This window comes from Campylobacter novaezeelandiae (assembly GCF_004323845.1).
In the GTDB taxonomy this organism is placed as follows: Bacteria; Campylobacterota; Campylobacteria; order Campylobacterales; family Campylobacteraceae; genus Campylobacter_D; species Campylobacter_D novaezeelandiae.
In genome coordinates this window covers 17,398-41,379 of sequence record NZ_QPGR01000002.1, presented here as the reverse complement: position 1 = coordinate 41,379, position 23,982 = coordinate 17,398, and the positions used below count along the sequence as shown (strand labels likewise).

Sequence of the window (23,982 nt, the reverse complement as noted above, 5' to 3'; positions counted from 1 at the left end):
TATCTAAAAATTTAAATTATTTCAACATTATATTTACCAGTCAATTGACTGAATTTTTCCTAGTTTTAATGGAAAATAAAAAGCTTTATTTGCATTTACTCTTATCACTCCTAATGCACTTTGAGATCCTAAATATTTGATAAAAACAACACTTCCTCCATCACTTGAAAATCTTGGAAATAAATTTTTACCATTAGCGGTTAATTGTCTAATATAATCACTCTTGATTGACATAAGATAAATATTAAAAACGCCAAATTGATTCGGCTCTCTGCTTGAATAAACTAAAAAGTCTTTATAGGTTGAAACTGAAGAATTGTTTTTTCCATGAAAAACTACTTGTTCTGCGATATTGCTTCCTAATGTTTGTATGAAAATATTTGGATATCCTAAACGATCCGAAACATAAACAATTTTAGAGTCATCATTCCCAATAAAATTGCCATTTACATCAATACCTGAATAATTTGTCAATTTTTCTAGTTTTTTGTTGTTTAGGTCATATAAATATATATCAGGTTGATCTTTAGGAGCCATAGTAACAAGAAGTTTGCTTCCATCTGTACTTACATCACTTGCAACAACCATACCTTCACTTGATAATATTTTTGTTGCACGATTATTTTTTAGATTATAAGAATAAAGAGTTGGCATATCTGAATCATAAGCTGTATAATAAAATAAGGTTTGTTCTTTGTTTCCCCATTTTGGAAATAAATTTAATCCCCCTTCTATTATTATTTTTTGATAGGTTAAAGTATAATCTGCCATAATGATTTGACTTTTTTTGGAACTATTTGTTCTTGAGATTAAAATTTTATGATCCATCCAATCAACTGGTGCAAGACCTAAAGCATTAACAGAATCTTTAACGCTTTTATGTGCCAAAAAAGGATATTGTTCTATAGAAGATGAATAATTTTTATTTGATTTTTCTATATTGCCGATTTTAATTTTAACATTAAGATCTAGGTTATTAGTGTTTTTTGATAAAGAATATTCAAAAATATAGTTTGTTGATTCATTGCCGTTATTAACAATTTCAAAATTTGAACTTACTTTTAAATCATTAACAAGGATATTATAGAAATTTCTTTTTAAGTTTTCATCACTTAAATTTGATTTATCTTTTACGATAATTTTTGGTAAAGCAATATCTTTGTTAATTACATCAATAATAGGATCTTCGGCCCAAAGTGAGGTAAATAAAACTAAAAAAATAAAAAAAAGTTTATTCATTGTATTTCTCCATTTATTGTTTAATTTCAATTAATTCATCGCTTAAATTCATTGTAATATTGATACTTTGATTTTTTGGAGGATAAGCTATGAATTTGCCTTGTAAATTTTCTAAAAAATCCATTACTTTTTTATCAAATGCTATATCATTACTTTTTTCCACAGAAGTATAGCCAAATTTTCCATTACTATCTATAAAAATTTTTACTCTAACGCTAAGATTTCCTTGCGATTTATTTAATTTCCAGCGTTCTTCTATAATGCGTGTAATTTTGCCTAAAAATTCATCATAAATTCCTGTGCGTTGAATTTGTATGCTGTCAGTATTGCTATTTTGAGTAAGAAGAGTATTTTCTAAATTTTTTACTAATTGCGAGGCATTTTTATCACTTGAGCTATTTTGAATATTTGGTTTAGCAGATGATTGGACTTTTGTTGTTTTTTCATCCTGAATATCTTTAACATTTCCAAACAAATCATTAAAATTTGTTTCTTTTTGGTCAATATTTTCAGTTTGAACAAATTTATTTGTAGTTTTTTCAAAAAGTTTGGCAATATCTACTTCTTTATTTATATCTGAATTCGCAATTTTATTTGAGCTTTGAGTTAATTCTATATCAATAAAACTATCTTCTAAATCAGTGTATTTAATACTTGGATCTTTAAAAGCTGTTATTCTAAAAAAAACAATTAGAATAACCAAAAAATAAACTATTAAAGCTAAAAGAAAAGAATTAAGATTACCAAGACTGTAGTTTTTCATATCTATTCAGTTTGTAGGGCAACTTTAGTAAAACCAATATTTTTAATATTTCTTAACACAAAGATCACATCATCATATTTTAAACTTTTATCAGCCCTTATAAAAACTGGATCTTGAGTGTTGAATTCATTTCGCATTTGAGTTAGATTATCTGCAAAACTTATAAAATCGAATTTTTTTTGATTGATAAAAATTTCTTTTTTTGCATTAATGCTTACAACCAAGCTTTTAATAGTTGGAGAACTTGTTGTTTTTTGAGAGCCTTGTGGTAAATTTATTTTTTCTTCATAACTTATAGAAGGGGAAGTTACCATTAAAATAGCAAGTAAAACAAGCATAATGTCAACTAAAGGAGTAATATTAAGTTCTGGTTTATCGTTATCAAAAGTCATTTCATTCTCTATTTGAGTTTAAAATTTTGATTTCACTATCAATAATATTTATAACTTCATAAGCTCTTCTTTTGATGATTAAGTGAAAAGTATAAGCGGGAATAGCTACTAAAATTCCACATCCTGTAGCGATTAAAGCTTCACTAATTTTAGGAGCAATAATGCTGAGAGAATTTTGTGTACCAAGTCCACCAAATGTTTCAAGTATAGAAATCACAGTTCCAAAAAGTCCTATAAAAGGAGAAGTAGAGGCTATAATACTAAGCCAAGTTAATCCAATTGAAGATTTTTTTTGGGCTAAATTTTTATAAATTTCTAAGTGATTTTGGCTATATTCTGTGCATTTTCTTAATATAGAATCTGTTTTGCTAAGATCTTTTTCACCTGTTAAAAGGATTTCTAAACTTTTTTGTTCTTTAATTTTCCAAATATTTAAATTGGTAATTCTTGAAAAAAGTATAGAAAAAGACAGAATAAAATACAGAGAAAGCCATATTAAAACAATATAAGTGATTATGCTAGAATTATTAAAAAAATGAAAAATAGATTCAAAATTCATAAGTGTTAGCCTTTGTTATCTAGTTTTGATAATGTTGCAGCCAAGGCAGCATTATCAGAGCTTACAGATTTTATAAGTTCTTTAGCTTTTGTAAGATTTTTTTCAATTTCACTTTGATTATCCCCGCTTATCCAAATAGCATCTTTGGCTAAAACACAAACTTTGGTTTCATTTACTTCGCTATAGCCTTCATTTATAGCTATCAATTCATGGTTTAAATCTTTTTTTTCAATATCAATTATCCCAGATTTTAATGATGAAATTAAACAAGCATGTCCTTTTAAAACACCAAATTCACCTTCACTTCCAGGAAGAGTAACAGATTTGATCTGATCTTTATAAATTAAACCTAACGGAGTTATAATTTCAAAATTGATTAAATCATCCATAAATTTAACCTTTGAGTTTATCTGCTTTTGCAATTGCTTCTTCTATATTTCCGACCATATAAAAAGCATTTTCTGGTAAATGATCATATTTGCCTTCCAAAATTCCTTTAAATCCTGCTATCGTTTCTTCAAGTGTGACATATTTTCCAGGACTTCCTGTGAAAACTTCAGCAACAAAGAATGGTTGAGATAAGAATTTTTCGATTTTTCTTGCTCTTTCAACGATAAGTTTATCTTCTTCGCTGAGTTCATCCATGCCTAAAATGGCAATGATATCTTGCAAATCTTTATATTTTTGAAGAACAGATTGAACACCACGTGCAACTTCATAATGTTCTTTACCTATGATTTGAGGATCTAGCATTCTAGAAGTAGAGTCAAGCGGATCAACAGCAGGATAGATTCCTTTTTCAGCTATAGATCTATTTAAAACAGTTGTAGCATCTAAATGAGCAAAAACAGTTGCAGGAGCAGGATCTGTTAAGTCATCAGCTGGAACATAAACAGCTTGAACTGAAGTAATAGATCCTTTTTTTGTTGAAGTAATTCTTTCTTGGAATTTTCCCATTTCGCTTGCTAAAGTCGGTTGATAACCTACAGCAGAAGGAATTCTTCCTAAAAGTGCTGACATTTCAGATCCTGATTGCGAGAATCTAAAAATATTATCAATAAACATTAAAACATCAAGACCCATTTCATCTCTAAAATATTCCGCCATAGTAAGACCTGTTAAAGCTATACGATTTCTTGCTCCTGGTGGTTCATTCATTTGTCCATAACATAAAGCAACTTTATCTAATACATTGCTTTCTTTCATTTCATTATATAGGTCATTTCCTTCACGAGTTCTTTCTCCAACTCCTGCAAATACAGAATAACCACTATGTTTAAAGGCAACATTATGAATAAGTTCCATTATAATAACAGTTTTTCCTACCCCAGCTCCTCCAAAGAGTCCTACTTTTCCACCTTTTGCATATGGTGCTAATAAATCAACAACTTTAATTCCAGTTTCAAAAATTTCACTTTTTGTGCTTTGTTCTTCAAAAGCAGGAGGATCTCTATGTATAGACCATTTTTTGTCAAAATGAACTTCTTCTCCTTCATCGATTAAATCACCGGTTACATTAAAAATTCTTCCTAAAACTTTTTCTCCGACAGGAACGCTAATAGGACTTCCTAAAGCTTTAACTTCAAGTCCTCTTACAAGACCATCTGTCATATCCATAGCAATAGTTCTTACTCTATTATCTCCTAAATGTGCAGCAACTTCTAAGATAAGTTTTTGTTTTTTTCCTTCATTTTCAAAATTAACTAGTATCGCTTCATTAATTTTAGGTAAGTATTCATTGAAATCAATATCAACAACAGGTCCTAAAACTTGTGAAATAAATCCTTGCATTATATTAATTCTCCTTCAATTCTATTTCATTGACTCAACACCACTGATAATTTCAATCAGCTCGGTAGTAATTGACTCTTGTCTTGCTTTATTGTAAGCTAAATTAAGTTGTTTTACTTTTGTTTTTGCATTATTTGTCGCATTATCCATTGCTTGCATTCTAGCACTATGTTCTGCTGCTAAGGAATCAATTAATGCATAATACATATTATATTCAAAATAAGTTTTTAATAAATTTTCTAAAAGATCTGTATTTTCAGGTTCTAAATCTATAAGAGAGTTAGAGCCTATATCAAGATCTTTGGAGGGTTCAACTGGAATAAGATGGTTAATGAATAATTCTTGAGTAATCATATTTTTATATCCATTATGAATCAATATAACTTCATCAGTTAAGCCATTTAAATAATCTTCTACAACATCTTTAATTACAAGTGACGCTTTTTCATAATCTGGACTTGAGCTTAAGCCAAGATATTTTTTGGAAAGTTTTTTTCCTTGGAAGTTGAAGTATTCAATTCCAGTTTTACCGATAGCTCTTAGTCTAACATTAATATTTTTATTTTTATAATCATTTAAAATATGATTAACAGCTTTAATAGTTTTAATATTAAAACCACCACAAAGACCTTTATCTGCTGTTATGAAAATAATATCAGAGGTTTTTATAGGGTTTTTTTGACAAAAAAATTTGAATCTTGAATCATTTTCATCATATGCAATTTTATTAATTTCAAATGATATTTCACTTAACATTTGTTCAATTTTTTGAGCATAAATTTTTGCTCTACTTGCAACTTCTTCGGCTTTTTTTAGCTTTGCAGTAGAAACAAGTTTCATTGCATTTGTGGTTTTTTGAGTATTATGAACACTTTTAATTTTTCTTTTTATTTCTTTTAAATTAGACATTAAAAACCCTATAAGTTGTTTGATTTAAATTCATTAATAGCTTTGCTTATTTTTTCTTCTAATTCTTTATCCAAAGCTTTTTTTGAACGAATTTCTTCAAAAATTTCTGGATATTTTGATTCAATAAATACATAAATTCCTTCTTCAAAATTTCTAATCTCAGAAACAGCAATATCATCTAAAAATCCTTTGGCTCCGGCAAAAATAGTAATAATTTGTTTTTCAATAGCTAAAGGAGAATAAGGAGGTTGTTTTAAAATTTCAACCATTCTTTGACCACGTTCGAGCTGTTTTCTACTTGATTCATCAAGATCACTTGCAAATTGTGCAAAAGCTTGTAATTCTCTATATTGAGCAAGATCAAGTCTTAAGGTTCCTGAAACTTGTTTAGTCGCTTTAATTTGCGCAGCGCCCCCAACTCTAGAAACTGATAATCCAACATTAATAGCTGGACGAATTCCTGAGTTAAAAAGATCTGTTTCAAGAAAAATTTGTCCATCAGTAATAGAAATAACATTGGTAGGAATATAAGCTGAAACATCTCCTGCTTGGGTTTCTATTATTGGTAAAGCCGTTAAAGATCCTGCACCTAGTTCGTCATTTAATTTACTTGCTCTTTCAAGTAATCTTGAATGAAGATAGAAAACATCACCAGGATATGCTTCGCGTCCTGGAGGTCTGCGTAAAATTAAAGACATTTCACGATAAGCTACAGCGTGCTTACTAAGATCATCATAAACAATTAGAGCATGTTTAGAATTATCTCTAAAATACTCTCCCATTGTTACCCCTGAATAAGGTGCAAGATATTGCAATGCCGCCGGATCAGAAGCTCCAGCATTTACAACGATAGTGTATTCCATAGCTCCGTGTTCTTCTAATTTTTTAACAACTTGAGCTACATTGCTTTGTTTTTGACCTATAGCCACATAGATACAAATAACATTTTGCCCTTTTTGATTGATAATGGTATCTATTGCAACTGTTGTTTTTCCAGTTTGTCTATCTCCTATAATAAGTTCTCTTTGACCACGACCAATTGGAACAAGAGCATCAATAGCTTTTATACCTGTTTGTAAAGGTTCATGAACACTTTTTCTAGCCATAATCCCTTTTGCTTTTTCCTCTACAAAACGTGATTCGCTGCTAGAAATAGAACCTTTTCCATCAATTGGTTCTCCTAGGGCATTAACTACACGACCTATTAAAGCTTCTCCTACTGGAACTTTTAAGAGTTTTTTTAACCTTTTAACACTACTTCCTTCTTTTAGAGTTTCACCTTTACCAAGAATAACGATACCAACACTACTTTCTTCAAGGTTTAAAGCCATTCCTTTTTCGCCATTTTCAAACTCAACCATTTCACCGGCCATGATATTTTTAAGCCCATAAACTTTGGCAACCCCGTCTGCAATAGAAATGATTTTTCCAGTTTCTTCAATTTCGAGATTTAAATCAAAGTTTTCAATTTTTTCTTTAATTATTGAGCTGATTTCATCGGCTTTAAATTTCATTTATTCTCCTTAAATAGTTTTCAATATTAATTCACTAATTTTATTCTGAAAAGTTTTCATAGAAAAAGATATTTCATAATTTAAATCTTCTATATCAATTTTAACTTCGTTACTATCTATAATTTTATTTTCTAGTTTAATTTGAACTTGCAGTTTAGATTTTAACTGTTCTTCAATTTTTTTTAGAATTTCTGTATCAAGAATTTTTTTAGAATAAACGACCCCTTTATAGGTATTATTTTGAAAACATATTTGTTGTTGAAGTTCTTCAATGATTTCAGGAATAAATGAAAGTCTAGAATTATGTGCTAAAAGTTTAATAAAATTTTCAAAGTAAGGATTTTTTTGTTCGATAAAAGAAAGTATCAATTCAACTTTTTTTTCTTTGTGTATTTGTGTATTTTGTAATATATTTATAAAATGAGGAGCATAAAAAGCTTGGCGAATTATGCATAAATTTTTATAAAATGTTTCAAAATCTTTTCTTGATAAAATAGCTTTTGCATATTTTCTAGCAACAAGTTTATCAGCCATTAAGATACCTTTTTCATAATAATATCAATCATATCATCTTGTTTTAAAATTGTATTTGACTCTTTAAATAGTTCTGATAGTATTTGAGATATAACTTCTTTCTCTATTTTTTTAATTTCGTAATTTTTTTGTTCTTCAAAATATTTATTAAGTAAATTAATTTCATGTTGAGCTTCATCTTTAACTTTTTGAACCAAAATTTCTACTTCTTTTTTTGCATGATTTAATGCATTAGATGCTTCGATTTTTGCTTCTTCAAGTTTTTTAGCCATTTCAAATTTTTTAGTTTTACTTTCCAATAACTTTCTTTGAATTTCATCTAGTTTTGAAGAAATTTGAAAAATACGATTTTTATAGAAATTCTTAAGTGGAGTAGCTATAAAATAATATAATATAGCTATAAATATTAAGAAATTAACAACTCTTGGTATTATATCATAATCTCCATTACCACTAGGACTTCCCAATACATAAACAGGAAGTAAAAAAAGTAAAAACTTTAATTTTTGCATTACTATCCTTAGATTTTTTTGATGCTATTTTGAAGACTTTGTTTTAATTCTGGCAAGTATTCAAGTAGACTTTCTTTTAATTGTTGTTTTTCATTTTCTAAATCTTTGTAAAATTCTTGCATTTTATTTTCAATTTCTTCTTTTTTAAGCTTTATAAGCTCGTTGGCTTCTTCTTTAGCTTTATTAATAGCTTCTTGCTTGATTTTGTAAATTTCTTCTCTTGTATTTTTACGGATTTCTTCCACTTCTTGATTGACATCCAAAATCTCTTGAGAATTTTCTTTCACTTTATTTTCATCATTTTTTATGGAATCATTTCTTTCATCTATAAATTTTAAAAGAGGTTTATAAAGCATAGAATTTAAAATAACTATCATGGCTAGAAATATAAAAATAGTTGCTAGTATTACAGAAGGATGAACATCATCAAACATAAAACTCCTTGATAGTTTTAAATTTCTAAAATCTGGATATTATATCTCATAAAAAATAATTTTTCAATTAATTTTTTCAATTATTTGTTTTAATTTTTTTATTATATCAATATTTTTTAAATGTATAATAAGGTTTTTTTTGCTTTTTTTGCATTTAAAGTTTTTATTATTTAATAATTTTATAAGTTCTTTAAATTCAGTTTCAAATTCAAGATCATTTTCTAAATTAATGGTCTCTTGATTTTTAATTTTTTTAACGATTTTTTCAGTATCATGGACACTTAATTGTTGTCCAATAATACTATTTGTTATCATTTTTTCATCTTTTTTATTTAATCCTACAAGAATTTTTGCATGTCCTTGTGAAATTTTTCCTTCAATAATAAGCTTTTGTGTGCTTGAATCTAAATTGAGAAGTCTTAAAGTATTAGTAATTTGAGCACGACTTTTGTTAACAAGCGATGCTAAATTTTCTTGAGTAATTTCATAAACTTCTATTAGATCTTTGTATGAATTTGCAAGTTCAATAGGATTTAAATTTTCTCTTTGGATATTTTCTATAAGTGCTAATTCTCTTAATTTTTCCTCTTTGGCATCTGAAACTAGAGCTAGTATATTTTCATATCCTAACATTTTATATGCCCTAAGCCTTCTTTCTCCTGCAACAAGAGTATAATGATCTTTTTGTTTTAAAACTATAATAGGCTGAATAAGTCCATATTGCTTGATTGAATTTGCTAATTCGTCTAAAGCTTCTTTATTAAAATATTTTCTTGGTTGAAAGGGATTAATTTTAATTTTTTCAACTGGAATCTGAATTGTTTTATTTTTATCAAGACCCAATTCTTTGCTATAAACTTCATCCATATCGCCAATAAGTGTAGCCAAACCTTTATTTTTATTTAAGCCCATTAGTTTTATCCTAAAATCGAATAAGCTAAGTTTTGATATGCTAAAGAACCAGGCGATTTGATATCATAAAGAATAATAGGCTTACCAAAACTAGGACTTTCAGCGAGTTTTACATTTCTTGGTATAACTATAAAATCATTTTCATTCCCATTGATTGTAAAAAGTTGTTTTTTAAAATTTTGCTTTAAATCTTCAACTACATCTTTAGAAAGGTTATTTTGAGAACTATACATTGTTGGTAAAAAACCTCTTACTTTCAATTTTGGATTAATAGTTTTTTTAATTACTTTAATGGTATTTAAAACCATTGCAACACCTTCTAAGGCATAAAATTCGCATTGTATAGGTATAATCACACTATCACTTGCAACAAATGCATTAATAGTAATACTTCCTAATGCTGGAGGGGAATCTATAATAATAAAATCATACTCATTTTCTACTTCTTTAAGCTGGTTTTTAAGAACAACTTTTTTTTCATTGTTTTCGCCTTTAGCAAGTTCTTGTTCTATACCAACTAATCCTATATTAGAAGGAGCAAGATGAAGTTGATTGAGTTCAGTTTTTAAAATAATATCAGAAAGCTTTTTTTTTCCTATGAAAACGTGATAAATATTATATTCATAATTATTTCTATTAAATCCAAGTCCAGTAGTTGCATTTGCTTGGGGATCTACGTCTATTAATAAAACTTTTTTTTCAGCAACAGCTAACGAAGCAGCTAGATTAACAGCAGTTGTCGTTTTGCCTACCCCACCTTTTTGGTTTGCAATTGTTATAACTTCGCTCATCTTAAACTATATACCCTTTTATTATTTAATAATATCGATCCGTCTTCATATAAAAGAGCATCTTTTAAAGAAAAGATTTTTCCTTCATAATGGACATTAAATTGCTTTGATTTTTCAAATTCTATCATATACTTGCTAAAAATATTCTTCCATAATTTTTTTTGCATTAAAGTTTCTATAAATTCTGAAATTAACTCATCTAATTTTATATCAATATCTAATAAAGAGCTATTTTCTGGACAATATTTTAGATTAAGACCTATTCCGCCTATAATAAAATTTTTGATTTTTGTACTTATGATTCCTCCAATTTTTTTATTTTCTATATATAAATCATTAGGCCATTTAAGCCAAGTTTTTGATCCTTTTTGAGCTAAAATTTCTTTTAACAAATAAGCAAAATAAATACTTATAGAAGCTAAAGGTAAGTCTTTGGGAAGATCTTGTTCGTCAATGCAAAAAGAAAGATGTAAATTCCCTTTAGAGCTTTGCCAAGAGTTTTCTCTGCTTCCAATACCATTTGTTTGTTCAAGTGCATAAATAGCAAGATTCTTTTTTATTTTATTTTTTCGAATTTCATCACATAAAAAAAGATGAGTTGAAGCTATTTTATCAATACAAATAATCTCCACATTTAAGCCTTTTTCCATTAAGATAAGTGCGTCCGTCTAAAATTTTTTTTCCATTTTCTTGAATTTTTTTGATACGTAAAATTCCTTGCTTACAGGTGAGTAGAAAACTTTCTTTTTCTAATTCTAAAATTTGCGCTTCTTTGCTATATTGTTTTAATTCATCTACAAGTTCAAGTTCTAAAAATTTTAAACCATTGTTTAAAAAAATTCCAGGCCAAGGAATGAAAGCTAAATATTTTTGATAAATTTTTTTTGCATTATCTAGGGTAATTAAACCATCTTCTTTTTTAATTTTTTTACAATATGTTGCTAAATTTTCATCTTGTATTACAGGAACGATAGAGTTATAATTTTTTAAGGTGCTAACACAAAGTTTTGCTGCTAAATGAGCTAAAAGTTCAAAAACTTCTACAGCATTTTTATCTTTTATATCACATTCTATACTCTCAAGGATATTCCCAGTATCAAGTCCAACATCCATTAGCATAGTGCAAACTCCGCTTTTTTTATCTCCATTTAAAATAGCACTTTGTATAGGAGAAGCCCCACGATATTTTGGTAAAAGTGAAGCATGTAAATTAATACAAGGTGCAATGTCTAGGATATTTTTAGGCAAGATTTTTCCATAAGCAGCAACCACAATGAAATCAGGATTTAATTTGAAAATTTCATTAAAAACTGATTCATCTTTTAAAGTTGTAGGAGTGAAAATAGGGATATTGATATTATTTTCAAGCAAAAAAGCTTTTGTATGACTTGGGGTGAGAATTTGTTTTCTTCCTACTGCTTTATCAGGTTGAGTAAAAAGAGCTAAAATATTAAATTTTTGATCTATTAATTCTTTTAAAATACAAGTTGCATAATGGGGTGTGCCCATAAAGATAATGTTTTTCATTTTTTTACTTTTGTATAATTTAAAAAGTAATTATAATAAAGAAGAAATTAAACTTTTATTATCAAATCCAATCCAAAAATATATTTGTGATATTATTTTTTCTTATCTTTTCTTTTAATAAATTAATTTTTTGTATCCCGTCATTAAAAAAACGCTCATGTGTTTCTACCATAATGTATTCTATTTTTTTATAAAGTTTTTGATCAATTAAATCATTTAAAATATCAAATTCAGCTCCTTCTATATCTAATTTTATCAATGTGATTTTTTCTTCTTTTTTTAAAATTTCGCTTAAAAATTCACAAAAATTGATTAGTTCTACCTCATAGAAATTTTCTCCATTAAAATCTGTTTTAAGAATATTTCCACCATCGCTTACTATATTATCATCTGTTTGAAAAAAAGTTTTGCCGTTTTTATTAGAAAGAGCTTTATTGAATAAAATTAAATTTTTATTATCTTTATATAAATTTTTTAAAAAAGCGTATAAATGGATATTTGGTTCAAAAGCGTAGCAAATTCTCCCACAAGCTAAAGCTACATCACTAAATACTCCTGCGTGAGCACCACCATCTATAAATATAAGTTTTTCTTTATTTTGACTTCTTAAATAAAAATCATAAAAAAACTTACGGTATTTTTGGGCAATGCAGGATCTATTGAGTAAAGCAGTAAAAAATAAATACCTTTTTTATTTGTTTCATTTATGTGAGTATGATCAAGTAAAAATTCTTGCATTTGTTTGAATTTAAATTTTAAAAAAGTTTTATATCTTTTATATTTTAAAATTCTAAAATTTCCTAAATAAATTTCTCTTATGCCATTATCATATTTAATTTTTCTAAGCATCATATAAGCCTTTTAATCTTTATAATAGAGTGATAAAGAATTATAAAATAAATATATTTAATCTATTATAATAGATTTAGGTTTAGAATTTGACTTATCAGTTTAATAAAAATGAAACAGATGATTTTTTATAAAAAAATTGTAAAAAATGTTTCTAGAATAAGAAAAGAAAAAGGTCTATCATAACTTGATTTAAGTCTTGAAATAGGTTATAAATCTTGTTCTTTAGTAGGTGGAGCTGAAGCAGGATATAAAAATATACATTTTAATCTTGAACATCTTTATAAAATTTCAAAGGTTTTAAATGCAAAAATAGAGGAATTTTTTAAAGATATTTAAAAATATTTTAATCATTGCAAATTAGCTTTATTTCAATGTAAAACTATGTGTTAAAAATTTTCAAATAAAGTTCCGCCTATTTGTTTGTTTTCAAGTAAAAATGTTTTGGCTACATTTAGATTAAAACCACTTGCTAAAAGCATTTTTTTATTATTTTCAAGTAAAAATTTAGCAGCTTTTAGCTTGGTGATAATGCCTCCAGTTCCGTGCTCGCTTCCTGTTTTTATTGGCATATCAAGCCAAGAGTCAAGAATTTTATCAACTTTATTTAATCTTTTAGCATCTTTAAATTCACTAGGATTTTTATCATAAAAGCCATCTATGTCGCTTAAAATCACAAGTAAATTTGCATCAAAAAAATGAGTTGCATAGGCACTTAGACTATCATTATCTCCAAAAACTATTTCCTCTATAGCTGTGGCATCATTTTCATTAATAATGGGTAAAATTCCTAAATTTATCATTGTATCAATAGCATTTTTAGCATGTTTTGTAGCCTTTATTGAATCAAAATCTTTTCCTGTAAGTAAAATTTGCCCCCCAATTTTATTATAATGAGCTAAAAATTCATTATAAACGCTAATTAAATAAGGCTGTCCTATGGCTGCTAAAACTTGTTTGTTGACGAGATTTTTTCTGTCTATATCAAGTTTGGTGTGTCCTGCTGAAATGGCTGCTGAGGTAACTAAGATCACTTCATATTTTTCCATAAGCTTGGCTAAAAATTCTACTAAATTTTTAATACGTTCTAAACTTAATTTTTTTTCTTCGCTAATTACATGTGATCCTACTTTTATAACTATTCTTTGCATATGCAACCTTTTAAAATTTAAATATATTATTATTTTATTTGATTTATGGATTATTAATGAGCAAACTAAACTTATAAATAAAATTTTTATTTTTCATTTTCATTGCTTCTTAAATTTTTAATTTCTTCCAAAAGGATAAACTTAAGTTCTTTAAGTCCTGTTTTTTCAAGGCTTGATACTTGAATTAAAAAGCTTTGGATATTATTTATTTCTTCTAAATAATTTTGCAGTTCTTGTGAATTTAAAGCTATTTGTTTAGCAAATTCTTTACCTAAATTTACACTATCGCTTTTTGAAATCATAATGCCAAATTTTCTTTTATAGAGTTTAGACGAAAATTGTTTAAGTTCATTTCTTAAAATAATAAATTGTTCTTTTAAACTCATTTCTCTCATGGGATCAAGCACAAAGAGTAAAAAACTTGTTCTTTCAATATGTTTTAAAAATTCAAGCCCCAAGCCTTTTCCATGACTTGCTCCTTCTATAATACCTGGAATATCAGCCATGACAAAAGAGTTATATTCATCTACATCCACTAATCCTAATTTTGGAGTAAGTGTTGTAAATTCATAATTTGCAATTTCAGGTTTGGCATTAGATACTACACTTATAAGGGTTGATTTTCCTACATTTGGAAAACCTACAAGTCCCACATCGGCAATAAGTTTTAATTCAAGTCTTACTAAGCGACTTTCTCCTTTTATTCCAGGTTGTGCATAATCAGGTCTTTGGTTGGTTGCGTGCTTAAAATGTGTATTTCCAAGTCCACCTTTTCCGCCCTTTAAAAAGAGTTCTTTTTGCCCTTCTTTAGTTAAGTCAAGTAAGACTTCATTTGTATTTGCATCAATGATTTGAGTTCCTTCAGGCACAATAAGATTTAAGTCTTCACCTTTTTTACCATTTTTATTGCGTCCCATTCCAGGAGATCCGTTTTGAGCACGTAATTCTTTTTTACCTTTAAAATTAACCAAAGTATGCGTGTTATTATCACATATGAAATAAATATTTCCGCCACTTCCACCATCACCTCCATCTGGTCCTCCTAATGGAACGTGTTTTTCTCGGCGAAAACTTACGGCTCCTTTGCCTCCATTACCTGAAGTTAAGGTAATTTTAACACTATCAATAAACATTTATAACCTTAAGAAATTTTTAAAAGAAGTATATCAAAAGAAAAATAAAAATAAAATTCGAAAGAAATTATTCTTTCGAATTTTAAAACATAAGGTTTATCGGTTTTAAAAATTTAAATTTATTTTTAAATTTTTAATTTACTTTTTTTGATTGGGATTTAATTGCTTGCCACGATTTCCTTGGTTTTGATCGTATTGTTTGTTTGTGCCTTTGTTTCCTGAGTTTGAATTTTGCATATTTGAAGCATTATCTTTGGGATTAATTTTTTTATTCATTAAGTCTCCTTATTTTAGAATATTTTTAAAATAAGCATTATACCCCCCCCCATAAATTTAAACTTAAAAGAAATAGATTTTTACAATAACTAAGTATTATTTGTATTATTTGAAATTTTAGTATAATTTTTTAAGATTACAAGATGAATGAGATTATAGAGATTTCTAGGCAAAAAGCCTAGAATTATGCAGGATAAACAGAAACTTTTTTTCTGTCTTTATCTTTTCTTTCAAATTTTACAAAACCATCAATAAGTGCAAAGAGCGTATGATCTTTTCCCATGCCTACATTATTTCCAGCATGAGTTGCGGTCCCTCTTTGACGAATGATGATATTTCCAGCTCTAACAAATTCTCCACCAAATTTTTTAACACCTAAACGACGTCCTATAGAATCACGATTGTTTTGAGTTGAACCTTGACCTTTCTTGTGTGCCATTTTTACTCCTTAAGCTTTAATATCTATGACTTTAACGCGAGTAAATTGTCTTCTAAAACCGCGCTTTAGTTTAGAGTCTTTTCTGCGTCTTTTTTTATAAATAATAACTTTTTTATCTTTTCCGTGACATATAACTTCTAAGACAACTTTTGCACCTGCTACAAAAGGTGCACCTACCTTCAAATCTTTATCGTTGATGGCTAAAACTTCATTAATTTCTATGCTCGATTTGATTTCTGCTTCAAAATGATCAAGTTTTAATTCATCACCAATGCCAACTTTATATTGTTTTCCACTATGTTTGATAATAGCATACATATTACTTTTCCTTTAAGGTAAGTTACCATAAAGCACCAAATTCTTGGATTTAAAAGCTTTAATGGCTTTAAAAAACTTTAATTATATAAAAAAAACTTTAATTTTTGTTAAAATCCTAAATTCAACCCTCCGTCTTTATCAATTTGATAATTAGCATCTTTTCCACTTAAATAGTTCTCTTCTTGAAGATTTAAGATAACGTTTTTGGAAAATAAATTATTTAAATCCTCATTTATTTTATCGGCAATTTTTTTCCAAGCTTTTTGTTCTTTTTTATTATCATTAAAAGTTAAATTTGTGTTTATGGTTTTAAAAAGAACTATTTCTCTTGTCGGATAAAAAATTAATTTATAAGAAATATCCAATGATTTTTTTTCATTTTTATAGTATGAAATTTTATTTTGAGATATTTTTGAAGTATTAGCAAATTTAAATTCTAGAATATAATCTGTAATTAAAACATTGCCAAATTTATACTTTTCCTCATCTAAGCTTTGTTCATTTTTTAGAAGTTTGTCCTCATCTTTAAAATCCATTTTTCTTTCTAAAACTTGAAAATTTTTATTTTTACTTAAAGTTTCATTTAAGGCTCGTTCTAAATTTTCTCCTAGTTCTTTGTTTGGATTTAAAACAATGATTTTTGCTTTTTTGCTTTTTTCAAAAGTATACTTGTAAGCTAAAATTTCGATACTCCATCCGTTTTTTGTTTTTTCAATTTTATTAATTTTATAATCGTTTATATATCCATTGCTAATATTTTGTAAAGTTGTATTTGAGCTTTGTGAAATTTGAACTAAAGATGAAATATTAATATCTATATTTTTAAATTCTTGTTTTAGATTCGCCGTTGTTATGCCTCTAAGTTTAGAAATAGCATCAATTAAGGCATTATTGAGAGCTTCATTTTCGTTTTTTCCATTCCCTATGCCTATAGCTACTTTTTGTATGATGCTTCTTTCATGTGGTAAGGTATTGGAAATATTGTTTTCTCCACTAAAAAGTGAAGAAAAAAGAATAAAAATAAAAAGAAGTTTTTTCATTTACCAAGTTACTGATTTATTTGATCCAGTTTTATCAATAGTTCTTTCATCTTCCCAGTAGGCAAGTCCTGAATTTAAATCTGTGATTGTTAGATGAAAAAAATATTCTGCTTGGATTTTTCCATTTGTTAATTTTACATTATCTTGGCGAATTTTTCCACTTAAAGAATAGTCAGGAGCTATTAAAGTACCTTTTTTTGAAATAGTATTTTGATTAAATTCATCATTATCTCTAAGCTCTCTTACTGCTTCACTCATCTCATCTTTAGCTCCTCCTGCTGCTACTGCTGTTGTTAGTATAAATTTACCAGATTTTCTGAGTGCTATAGTAATTTTGCTTATTAATTTATCTGTATCTATTCTTTGTGGCGTGTCATTGATTATTTTTCCTATTGATATAACCTTTCTTTGTCCTTGTTTGATATTGGCAAATGCTGGATCATTAAGCATACTTTGAACCATTATATCTGCGGTTTTTTCAAAATCTTCTCTATCAAGTCCTAGGGTTAATGCATCTCCTTGTTTTTTTTGACTCGCTTTTCCATCTGTATAAATTGGTGCTTTACATGCTGTAAAAAATAATGCTATAAATATGGTAAAAATATAAATTAATTTCATGATTGCCTCCTTAAAGTATTATATCATTTTTAATGTTCCATTTTGTAAATTCTTGCTGGAAATTCTTTGGAAAAAGACCTTATTAGTATTAAAATATTTTTATTTTTATCTAAATCTTGATGAAAAATTTCCATATTGTTATCATTATAAATTTCTATAAAACCATCATTTTCAAGCATTATAATTTGGGCATTTTTAGGTAAGAAATTCCAAAATCTTAAATCGCTTTTTGTTGTCAAAATGGTGAAAATATTACTTGCAAGATTTAAAACTCCACTGCTATCATTTTTTGCAATTGTTAAATTTATACCAGTTTTAATAGCACCTGATAATAAAGCTTTAATAATTTTTGGGGTTAAAGTAGCCTGAAATTCGCTAGCAACCACTTGATCAAAATTAAATAAATTTTGTGTTTTTTTGAAATCATCATTAAGATTTTTTGCTTTTAGATATTCAAATGAGGCATTTCTTTTTTTTAATGTAGGAAAAGAAATGCTTGTATTTACCACTTTATTTTCAAAAATAAAAGGCAAGGTTAAGTCAAATGAATCCAAAGATGGGCTTAAGCCATTTTCATAAACAATAAAAATGTACTTTTTTAATTTTGATGGGGTTAAAGAGTTTGAGTATTTTTCAAAAATTTTAAATTCTTTATCTATTTCTTCGTTTTTATTGAAAATAATATAAACTTCTTTTAATAAATCATAGGCTTTTTTGTAATCCTTATCCATAAAGAAAAAAACAGAAGAAATATAAGTAACATAAGGATTTGTATAGTTTTTTTGCGCATTAAAATCGTCAAATAAATGATTATATTGTTTTTCTATAACTTGAAGATTTTCCTTTATGTTTTGTTTATAATTTTCATTTTTTTTTGCTTGTTCTATTTGTTGTTTTATTTCATTTTCAAAATATTCTTTGGCTTTTTCTTGACGCATTAAAGCACGATTAAATTCAACTCTGGCATTTTCAAAGTCTTTAAGACTCATAAAATTTAACCCTTTGTATACATTAACCATAGTGCGTTCATACCAAGAGCCTTCATAGTCTGAAATTGTATCATTGATTAAAGTTTTTCCGATAAATTGAGTGCTTTTTGTGCTAAAGCTCTGTAAATCTACGTCATATTTATAGGAATGCTCAACTTTATCAAAAAATTCATTGCTTAGTTTAAATTTCATGCAATCTCTTGCAATATAGCCCGAATTTAATCCAACAAAAATAACGTCTTTGTTTTGATTGAGTTCTTGCATCTGTTCTTTTAAAAAAGTATCATTACAGTTGTTAGAAAATAAAACTTTTTGATATGTAATATTTTTTTCTTGATAGGTTGAACAAGCAGTTAGAAAAAGAAAAGATAAAATTATCAATTTTTGATACATAAAAATCCTTGAAATTGGATTTTAAAATATATCAAAATTTAAATAAATAACCCTTAAAAAGGGTTATTTAATATAAGCTATAGTAAAGAAACTATTAAAAATCCCAATGATACAGAAATCACAATAGCCAAAACACCTGGAATAAAGAAAGAGTGGTTAAAAATAAATTTTCCAATTTTTGTTGACCCTGTATCATCCATTTGTACTGCACCTAAAAGTGTTGGATAGGTTGGAAGAACAAAAAGAGCAGAAACGGCCGCAAAACAAGCTACAAGCATATAAGAGTCATGAGGATTTGTTGCACTTATTCCTAAAGCAGTTATTATAACAGGTACTATTGCTTTTGCTGTAGCTGCTTGAGAATATAAAAGCATACTAGCAAAGAAAAATGCAACAGCTAACATAGCAGGAGCTTGTTTAACCCAGTCGCCCGCTACTTCTTTAATACCTGCCTCATGAGCACTTACAAAAGTATTTCCAAGCCATGCTACACCAAATACGCAAACACAAGCTGTCATACCTGATTTAAAAACACTTGTTTCAATGATCTTAGATGGTTCAACTTTACAAAGCCAAGTGATTAGAGTTGCTGCAGTAAGTAAAAAACTCATAATAGCCGCATCTCTTGGTATGATTACTGGATCGATCCATTTTATATTACTTGATATTGCTGTGGCATAAAGAACTACAGCTAAAACAGTAATTAAAAAGATTCCTACGGAAAGTTTAGCACCAGGTTTATCTTCAGCGTGTAAAATTTCATTTGGATCTTTAACAAGTCCTGCTTTTAATCTTTCTTGATAAATTGAGCATTTGCTTAAATCTAGAGGAGTTATAAGACTTATTATAAAAGCTGTAACCATACAAGCAATAAAAGTTGTAGCAATCCAAATTCCCAATAAAGTAGGGTAGTTCCACCCTAATGGCTCTAAAATTCCACTCATATAAACAACAGCAGCGCTTACAGGACTTGCAGTAATTCCGATTTGAGATGAAACAACCATTAATGATAAAGGAACACTTGGTTTTATATTTTGAGACTTGGCTACATCTATAACTACAGGCATTAAAGAAAATACAGCATTTCCAGTTCCAGCAAGAATGGTTAGCAACCATCCACAAGCTGGAGAGAGGTAGTTTATAAATTTAGGATTAGCCCTTAAGAGTTTTTCTGTCATTTTTACCATGTAATCAAGACCACCAGCTTGTTGCATAGCAGAAATTGCTGCAATAGCAGCAGCAATAATTAAAATAACATCCCAAGGAATACTTCCTGGTTTAAGTCCTAAAAAAAGACCTAAAATTACAACTCCTAATCCACCAGCATAACCTATAGCAATTCCACCTAAGCGAATACCTATAAATATTGCACCAAGAAGAACAATTATTTGCAAGATTATATCTAAACCCATAAGAAATCCTTTATTTTTCTATGCTCGGATTTAACATATTTTCAGGAGTTAAATACTCATCTAGTTTTTCTTTAGTTAAAAGTTTTCTTTCTAAAACAATATCAGCTACTTTTTTTCCAGTCTGTAAAGCTTCTTTGGCAACTGAAGCTGAGTTTTCATAGCCTATATAAGGATTTAGAGCAGTTACTAAACTTACAGAATTTAACATAGTTTCTTTACAATTTTGCGGATTAGCGGTTAAATGTTTTATAGCTTTATTTGCTAAAGTTAACATTGCATTTTCTAATAGGATTAAAGAATTGAATAAAGCATAAGCAATGCCTGGTTCAAATGCATTAAGTTCAAATTCTCCTCTTTCTGAGCAAAGTGAAATTGTAACATCGTTTCCTATTACTTCATAACAAGCTTCTCCAACAACTTCAGGAATAACTGGATTTACTTTGCCTGGCATTATGGAGCTTCCTGGTTGCAATTGAGGTAAATTAATTTCACTTAAACCACATCTTGGGCCAGAATTCATAAGTCTTAAGTCATTTGCAATTTTAGAGAGTCTAACTGCAGCAGTTTTTAAAGCTCCGCTAACATGTACAAAATCACCTGTATCTTGAGTGGCTGCTATAAAATCTTCAGCAGGTTTAAAAGTAGTTCCTGTAATCTCGCTTAAATACTTTTCAACTAGATTTTTATAATCTGGATGACAGCAAATTCCTGTTCCTATGGCAGTTGCACCTAGATTGAGATAAGTCATTGATTCTCTTGCTTTTGTTATTTTTTCTATATCACTTTTTATATAACTTGCAAAAGCATTAAAGGTATTTCCTAAAGTGGTTGGAACCGCATCTTCAAGTTCTGTTCTACCTATTTTTAAAATATCTTTATATTCTTTAGCTTTAATCTCTAATTCATTTTTTAAAATTTCCATAGCTTTTAACAAATCACCCATTTTGGCATGAACTGCTACTTTAATCGAGCTTGGATAAGTATCATTGGTAGATTGACCAAAATTTGTATTATCGTTTGGATGAAGATATTGGTATTCTCCTTTTTTATGCCCCATCATTTCAAGTGCAACATTCGTTATAACTTCGTTTACATTCATATTGGTGCTTGTTCCAGCCCCGCCTTGTATCATATCAACGACGAATTGATCTAGAAATTCTCCATTGATAATTCTATCACAAGCTTTTGCTATAAAATCAGCCCTATTGGCTTCAACCATTCCTAAATCTTTATTAGCTAAAGCAGCTGCTTTTTTAACTTGTGCAAAAGCTTTAACAAAATAAGGATACTCTTTGAGTTTTCTTCCGCTCATATGAAAATTTTCCAAAGCTCTATAAGTTTGAATTCCATAATAAACATCATTAGGAATTTCTAATTCTCCAATAAAATCATGTTCTTTTCTTATACTCATCATCAACCTTTCTTGTTTGAAAATAATTTATTATAAAAAATAAATTTATAATAAATATTATAATAGAATAATAGTTAATAATTAATTAATAAAAAATTAATTATTAATTTTTTATTGTGTTAAAAATAAAAAATTAAATATATTTTAAAATATAAAAATCATTTTTATTTTGTTACAATTAATTAAAGTATTTTAAGGAAAATAATGAAAGATTTAAATATTAATTTTCATCAAATCAAAATGAATAATGATTGGAAAGAATTCTTAAAAGATGAATTTTTTAAACCATATTTTTTGGAGCTTAAAAGAAAATATTTAGAAGCTAAAAAAGAAAATAAGATTATATATCCACCATCTAATTTAACTTTTAATGCTTTTAATCTTACCCCTTTGCATACTCTAAAAGTTATTTTAATCGGACAAGATCCCTATCATCAGCCTAATCAAGCTATGGGGCTTAGTTTCTCTGTGCCAAATGGAGTTAAAATACCTCCAAGTTTAATAAATATTTATAAAGAGTTAAATAATGATTTAGGTATAAGCATTCCAAAAAGCGGAGATTTGAGTTTTTGGGCTAAACAAGGAGTTTTATTGTTAAATTCTGTTCTTAGTGTAGAGGCGGGAAAAGCGGCAAGTCATAGTCATTGGGGATGGCAAGAATTTAGCGATGCTGTAATTTTAAATTTAAATAATAAAAAAGAAAATCTTATATTTTTACTTTGGGGAAATTTTGCTAAAAATAAAAAAAGATTAATTAATACGCAAAAACATTTTGTCTTAGAAGCTGCGCATCCTAGTCCTTTAGCTGGAAATAGATTTTTAGGATGTAAACATTTTTCTAAGGTCAATGAAATTCTAAAAAGTCTTAATAAAACTCCGATTGATTGGGATCTAAATTTTCAAGATTAAAATTCTTAATAGAATTTCTATTAAGAATTTATCTAAATAAATTTTTAAAATTTGCAGTCTGTGTATCGTAAGGTTTGTTATTATTTATAGAGCCAGTAGCTATAATATTTGCCAATTGACTTAAAATAGTCTTAATCTCATCTCTTTTATCTTCTATATAAGATAAAATTCCTTCATATCCATTATTTTCAAGCATTAATAAGGGATTTGTAATTTCAAATTCAAAAAATTGCTCTCCTGCATAAACATTAAAAATATTTCCAAATAAAGCCGTTCCCATAAAAGAGCAATTTTGTATAAGAGTTGAAGTGTTAGCATCTAAAGTTCTTTTTTGGATATCATCGAGTTCATTAGAATTTAGTCTTTGATCGATATTTTGAGAAACTTTTTTTAAAGTTAGATCTAAAACTTGCAAAGCCCCAATAAAATCATTGGCATCATTAATTTGAGAACAAATTTGCTTTGCTTCAAAGCGACTCATTTCTTTAACTTCACCCAAATGTTTTTTAAGTGTATTTAATCCATTCATTTTGATCCTTCGTTAAATATTTCTCAAAACGAAAGCAAATATTATTCCTTTTATTAAAGGGAATTATTTATCCATATAATAATTTCATTGCTTAATTTATTGCAAGCTTCTTCGAAAGATTTAGAAATTTCTTTTGGATTATTATTTGCAACTTTTTCTTTAATGGTAAAATATTTATGAGATATTAAAGTATTATTTTTTATATTGATTAAATTAAGACTTATATTAATTTTTACGTAATTATCATTTTTGTTTAGAATTTGTTCAAAAGAATCTATGCGTCCTTCTAGTGCAATATCAGCACTTATTTTGCTATGTTTTCCAATCAAGGCTTTAAAAAGATGACTTTTTTCCAATTTATCAAGTAGTATAAAACGCAATAAATTGTTTGGAGTATCTGCCCAAAAATGATAGGCATAAATACCGCTTATATCATCTTTAATATAAGTTATATTTTTTGAATTTAAATATAAAGGAACGTCAAAATCTAAAATTTTTAGAGTTTGATTTGTAGTTTTAAAACTTTGATTAAAATCTCTTTCATTGCTTTTTAATATAAACTCTTGAGATATATCTGTAGACTTAATTGAACAAGCACTTAAGAATATGAATATAAAAAATAATAATATAATTTTCAT

Annotated in this window: 30 protein-coding genes; 1 reads left to right on the top strand and 29 read right to left on the bottom strand. The window is 27.6% G+C overall.

The genetic code is table 11. The features are described 5' to 3' along the window. Positions 1–33: 33 nt before the first annotated feature. The 27 genes from tolB to DU473_RS01355 all read right to left on the bottom strand — a co-directional run bounded on the left by tolB (position 34) and on the right by DU473_RS01355 (position 21,906). Complete coding sequence (tolB, locus tag DU473_RS01485) at positions 34–1,239, bottom strand: Tol-Pal system protein TolB (protein WP_131164023.1); 1,206 nt, start codon at positions 1,237–1,239, stop codon at positions 34–36. Between the two features lie 13 nt (positions 1,240–1,252). Beyond that, positions 1,253–2,002 (bottom strand): TonB C-terminal domain-containing protein, encoded by a 750-nt coding sequence (locus DU473_RS01480; protein ID WP_131164024.1) that lies wholly within the window; start codon positions 2,000–2,002, stop codon positions 1,253–1,255. A gap of 2 nt (positions 2,003–2,004) precedes the next feature. After that, positions 2,005–2,394: an ExbD/TolR family protein gene (locus tag DU473_RS01475; RefSeq protein WP_131164025.1), complete on the bottom strand. Its 390-nt coding sequence runs from the start codon at positions 2,392–2,394 to the stop codon at positions 2,005–2,007. A gap of 1 nt (position 2,395) precedes the next feature. After that, entirely contained in the window at positions 2,396–2,953 is a 558-nt protein-coding gene (locus DU473_RS01470; protein WP_131164026.1) for a MotA/TolQ/ExbB proton channel family protein, read from the bottom strand. Positions 2,954–2,958: 5 nt separating this feature from the next. Then, a complete protein-coding gene (gene atpC, locus DU473_RS01465; RefSeq protein ID WP_131164027.1) occupies positions 2,959–3,342 on the bottom strand; it encodes an ATP synthase F1 subunit epsilon in 384 nt (127 codons plus the stop codon). Between the two features lie 4 nt (positions 3,343–3,346). Further along, positions 3,347–4,744, bottom strand: coding sequence for a F0F1 ATP synthase subunit beta (gene atpD / locus DU473_RS01460; protein ID WP_131164028.1), 1,398 nt, complete (start codon positions 4,742–4,744; stop codon positions 3,347–3,349). 21 nt (positions 4,745–4,765) lie between these two features. Beyond that, complete coding sequence (atpG, locus tag DU473_RS01455; RefSeq protein WP_131164029.1) at positions 4,766–5,653, bottom strand: ATP synthase F1 subunit gamma; 888 nt, start codon at positions 5,651–5,653, stop codon at positions 4,766–4,768. Positions 5,654–5,661: 8 nt separating this feature from the next. After that, positions 5,662–7,167, bottom strand: coding sequence for a F0F1 ATP synthase subunit alpha (gene atpA, locus DU473_RS01450; RefSeq protein ID WP_131164030.1), 1,506 nt, complete (start codon positions 7,165–7,167; stop codon positions 5,662–5,664). Positions 7,168–7,176: 9 nt separating this feature from the next. Then, positions 7,177–7,701, bottom strand: a complete 525-nt coding sequence (locus DU473_RS01445; protein ID WP_131164031.1) for a F0F1 ATP synthase subunit delta — start codon at positions 7,699–7,701, stop codon at positions 7,177–7,179. After that, complete coding sequence (locus DU473_RS01440; RefSeq protein WP_131164032.1) at positions 7,701–8,213, bottom strand: F0F1 ATP synthase subunit B; 513 nt, start codon at positions 8,211–8,213, stop codon at positions 7,701–7,703. Before DU473_RS01440 ends, DU473_RS01445 begins: the two co-directional genes overlap by 1 nt. Before the next feature lie 8 nt (positions 8,214–8,221). Next, positions 8,222–8,647 (bottom strand): FoF1 ATP synthase subunit B', encoded by a 426-nt coding sequence (locus DU473_RS01435; protein ID WP_131164033.1) that lies wholly within the window; start codon positions 8,645–8,647, stop codon positions 8,222–8,224. A 63-nt stretch (positions 8,648–8,710) separates the two neighbouring features. After that, on the bottom strand, positions 8,711–9,559 hold the full coding sequence (locus DU473_RS01430; protein WP_131164034.1) for a ParB/RepB/Spo0J family partition protein: 849 nt from the start codon (positions 9,557–9,559) through the stop codon (positions 8,711–8,713). 5 nt (positions 9,560–9,564) lie between these two features. Then, positions 9,565–10,350 carry a ParA family protein gene (locus DU473_RS01425; RefSeq protein ID WP_131164035.1) on the bottom strand — a complete coding sequence of 262 codons (786 nt, stop codon included), beginning with the start codon at positions 10,348–10,350 and terminating at the stop codon, positions 9,565–9,567. Continuing rightward, the gene (locus DU473_RS01420) at positions 10,347–11,000 is read right to left on the bottom strand and encodes a biotin--[acetyl-CoA-carboxylase] ligase (RefSeq protein ID WP_131164036.1); all 654 of its coding nucleotides are present in this window, start codon (positions 10,998–11,000) and stop codon (positions 10,347–10,349) included. Before DU473_RS01420 ends, DU473_RS01425 begins: the two co-directional genes overlap by 4 nt. After that, positions 10,963–11,877, bottom strand: coding sequence for a methionyl-tRNA formyltransferase (fmt, locus tag DU473_RS01415; protein ID WP_131165763.1), 915 nt, complete (start codon positions 11,875–11,877; stop codon positions 10,963–10,965). The genes DU473_RS01420 and fmt overlap by 38 nt, the downstream gene beginning before the upstream one ends. Positions 11,878–11,938: 61 nt before the next feature. Then, positions 11,939–12,454 (bottom strand): FkbM family methyltransferase, encoded by a 516-nt coding sequence (locus tag DU473_RS01410; protein ID WP_131186417.1) that lies wholly within the window; start codon positions 12,452–12,454, stop codon positions 11,939–11,941. Between the two features lie 29 nt (positions 12,455–12,483). Continuing rightward, positions 12,484–12,726, bottom strand: a complete 243-nt coding sequence (locus DU473_RS08320) for a hypothetical protein (protein WP_187347517.1) — start codon at positions 12,724–12,726, stop codon at positions 12,484–12,486. 389 nt (positions 12,727–13,115) lie between these two features. Beyond that, complete coding sequence (proB, locus tag DU473_RS01395; RefSeq protein WP_131164039.1) at positions 13,116–13,877, bottom strand: glutamate 5-kinase; 762 nt, start codon at positions 13,875–13,877, stop codon at positions 13,116–13,118. 86 nt (positions 13,878–13,963) lie between these two features. After that, positions 13,964–15,010, bottom strand: a complete 1,047-nt coding sequence (gene obgE / locus DU473_RS01390; protein WP_131164040.1) for a GTPase ObgE — start codon at positions 15,008–15,010, stop codon at positions 13,964–13,966. Positions 15,011–15,148: 138 nt separating this feature from the next. Beyond that, the gene (locus DU473_RS08220; protein ID WP_166683057.1) at positions 15,149–15,286 is read right to left on the bottom strand and encodes a hypothetical protein; all 138 of its coding nucleotides are present in this window, start codon (positions 15,284–15,286) and stop codon (positions 15,149–15,151) included. Between the two features lie 184 nt (positions 15,287–15,470). Beyond that, complete coding sequence (gene rpmA / locus DU473_RS01385) at positions 15,471–15,725, bottom strand: 50S ribosomal protein L27 (RefSeq protein WP_066778460.1); 255 nt, start codon at positions 15,723–15,725, stop codon at positions 15,471–15,473. 9 nt (positions 15,726–15,734) lie between these two features. Beyond that, on the bottom strand, positions 15,735–16,043 hold the full coding sequence (gene rplU / locus DU473_RS01380; protein WP_131164041.1) for a 50S ribosomal protein L21: 309 nt from the start codon (positions 16,041–16,043) through the stop codon (positions 15,735–15,737). A 107-nt stretch (positions 16,044–16,150) separates the two neighbouring features. Continuing rightward, positions 16,151–17,083 carry an LPP20 family lipoprotein gene (locus DU473_RS01375; RefSeq protein ID WP_131164042.1) on the bottom strand — a complete coding sequence of 311 codons (933 nt, stop codon included), beginning with the start codon at positions 17,081–17,083 and terminating at the stop codon, positions 16,151–16,153. After that, positions 17,084–17,701 (bottom strand): penicillin-binding protein activator LpoB, encoded by a 618-nt coding sequence (gene lpoB, locus DU473_RS01370; protein ID WP_131164043.1) that lies wholly within the window; start codon positions 17,699–17,701, stop codon positions 17,084–17,086. 29 nt (positions 17,702–17,730) lie between these two features. After that, positions 17,731–19,083, bottom strand: coding sequence for a COG3014 family protein (locus DU473_RS01365; RefSeq protein WP_131186416.1), 1,353 nt, complete (start codon positions 19,081–19,083; stop codon positions 17,731–17,733). A gap of 77 nt (positions 19,084–19,160) precedes the next feature. Next, positions 19,161–20,495 (bottom strand): anaerobic C4-dicarboxylate transporter, encoded by a 1,335-nt coding sequence (locus DU473_RS01360; RefSeq protein ID WP_131186415.1) that lies wholly within the window; start codon positions 20,493–20,495, stop codon positions 19,161–19,163. A gap of 10 nt (positions 20,496–20,505) precedes the next feature. Continuing rightward, the gene (locus tag DU473_RS01355; RefSeq protein ID WP_131165761.1) at positions 20,506–21,906 is read right to left on the bottom strand and encodes an aspartate ammonia-lyase; all 1,401 of its coding nucleotides are present in this window, start codon (positions 21,904–21,906) and stop codon (positions 20,506–20,508) included. Between the two features lie 204 nt (positions 21,907–22,110). Between DU473_RS01355 and ung the strand changes: the two genes are divergently transcribed. Then, positions 22,111–22,815 carry a uracil-DNA glycosylase gene (gene ung, locus DU473_RS01350; protein ID WP_131165760.1) on the top strand — a complete coding sequence of 235 codons (705 nt, stop codon included), beginning with the start codon at positions 22,111–22,113 and terminating at the stop codon, positions 22,813–22,815. A 28-nt stretch (positions 22,816–22,843) separates the two neighbouring features. Here ung and DU473_RS01345 read toward each other — a convergent pair whose 3' ends face one another. Both DU473_RS01345 and DU473_RS01340 read right to left on the bottom strand, forming a co-directional pair. Beyond that, complete coding sequence (locus DU473_RS01345; RefSeq protein WP_131164048.1) at positions 22,844–23,344, bottom strand: flagellar FLiS export co-chaperone; 501 nt, start codon at positions 23,342–23,344, stop codon at positions 22,844–22,846. Positions 23,345–23,397: 53 nt separating this feature from the next. After that, positions 23,398–23,982, bottom strand: coding sequence for an ABC-type transport auxiliary lipoprotein family protein (locus tag DU473_RS01340; protein WP_131164049.1), 585 nt, complete (start codon positions 23,980–23,982; stop codon positions 23,398–23,400).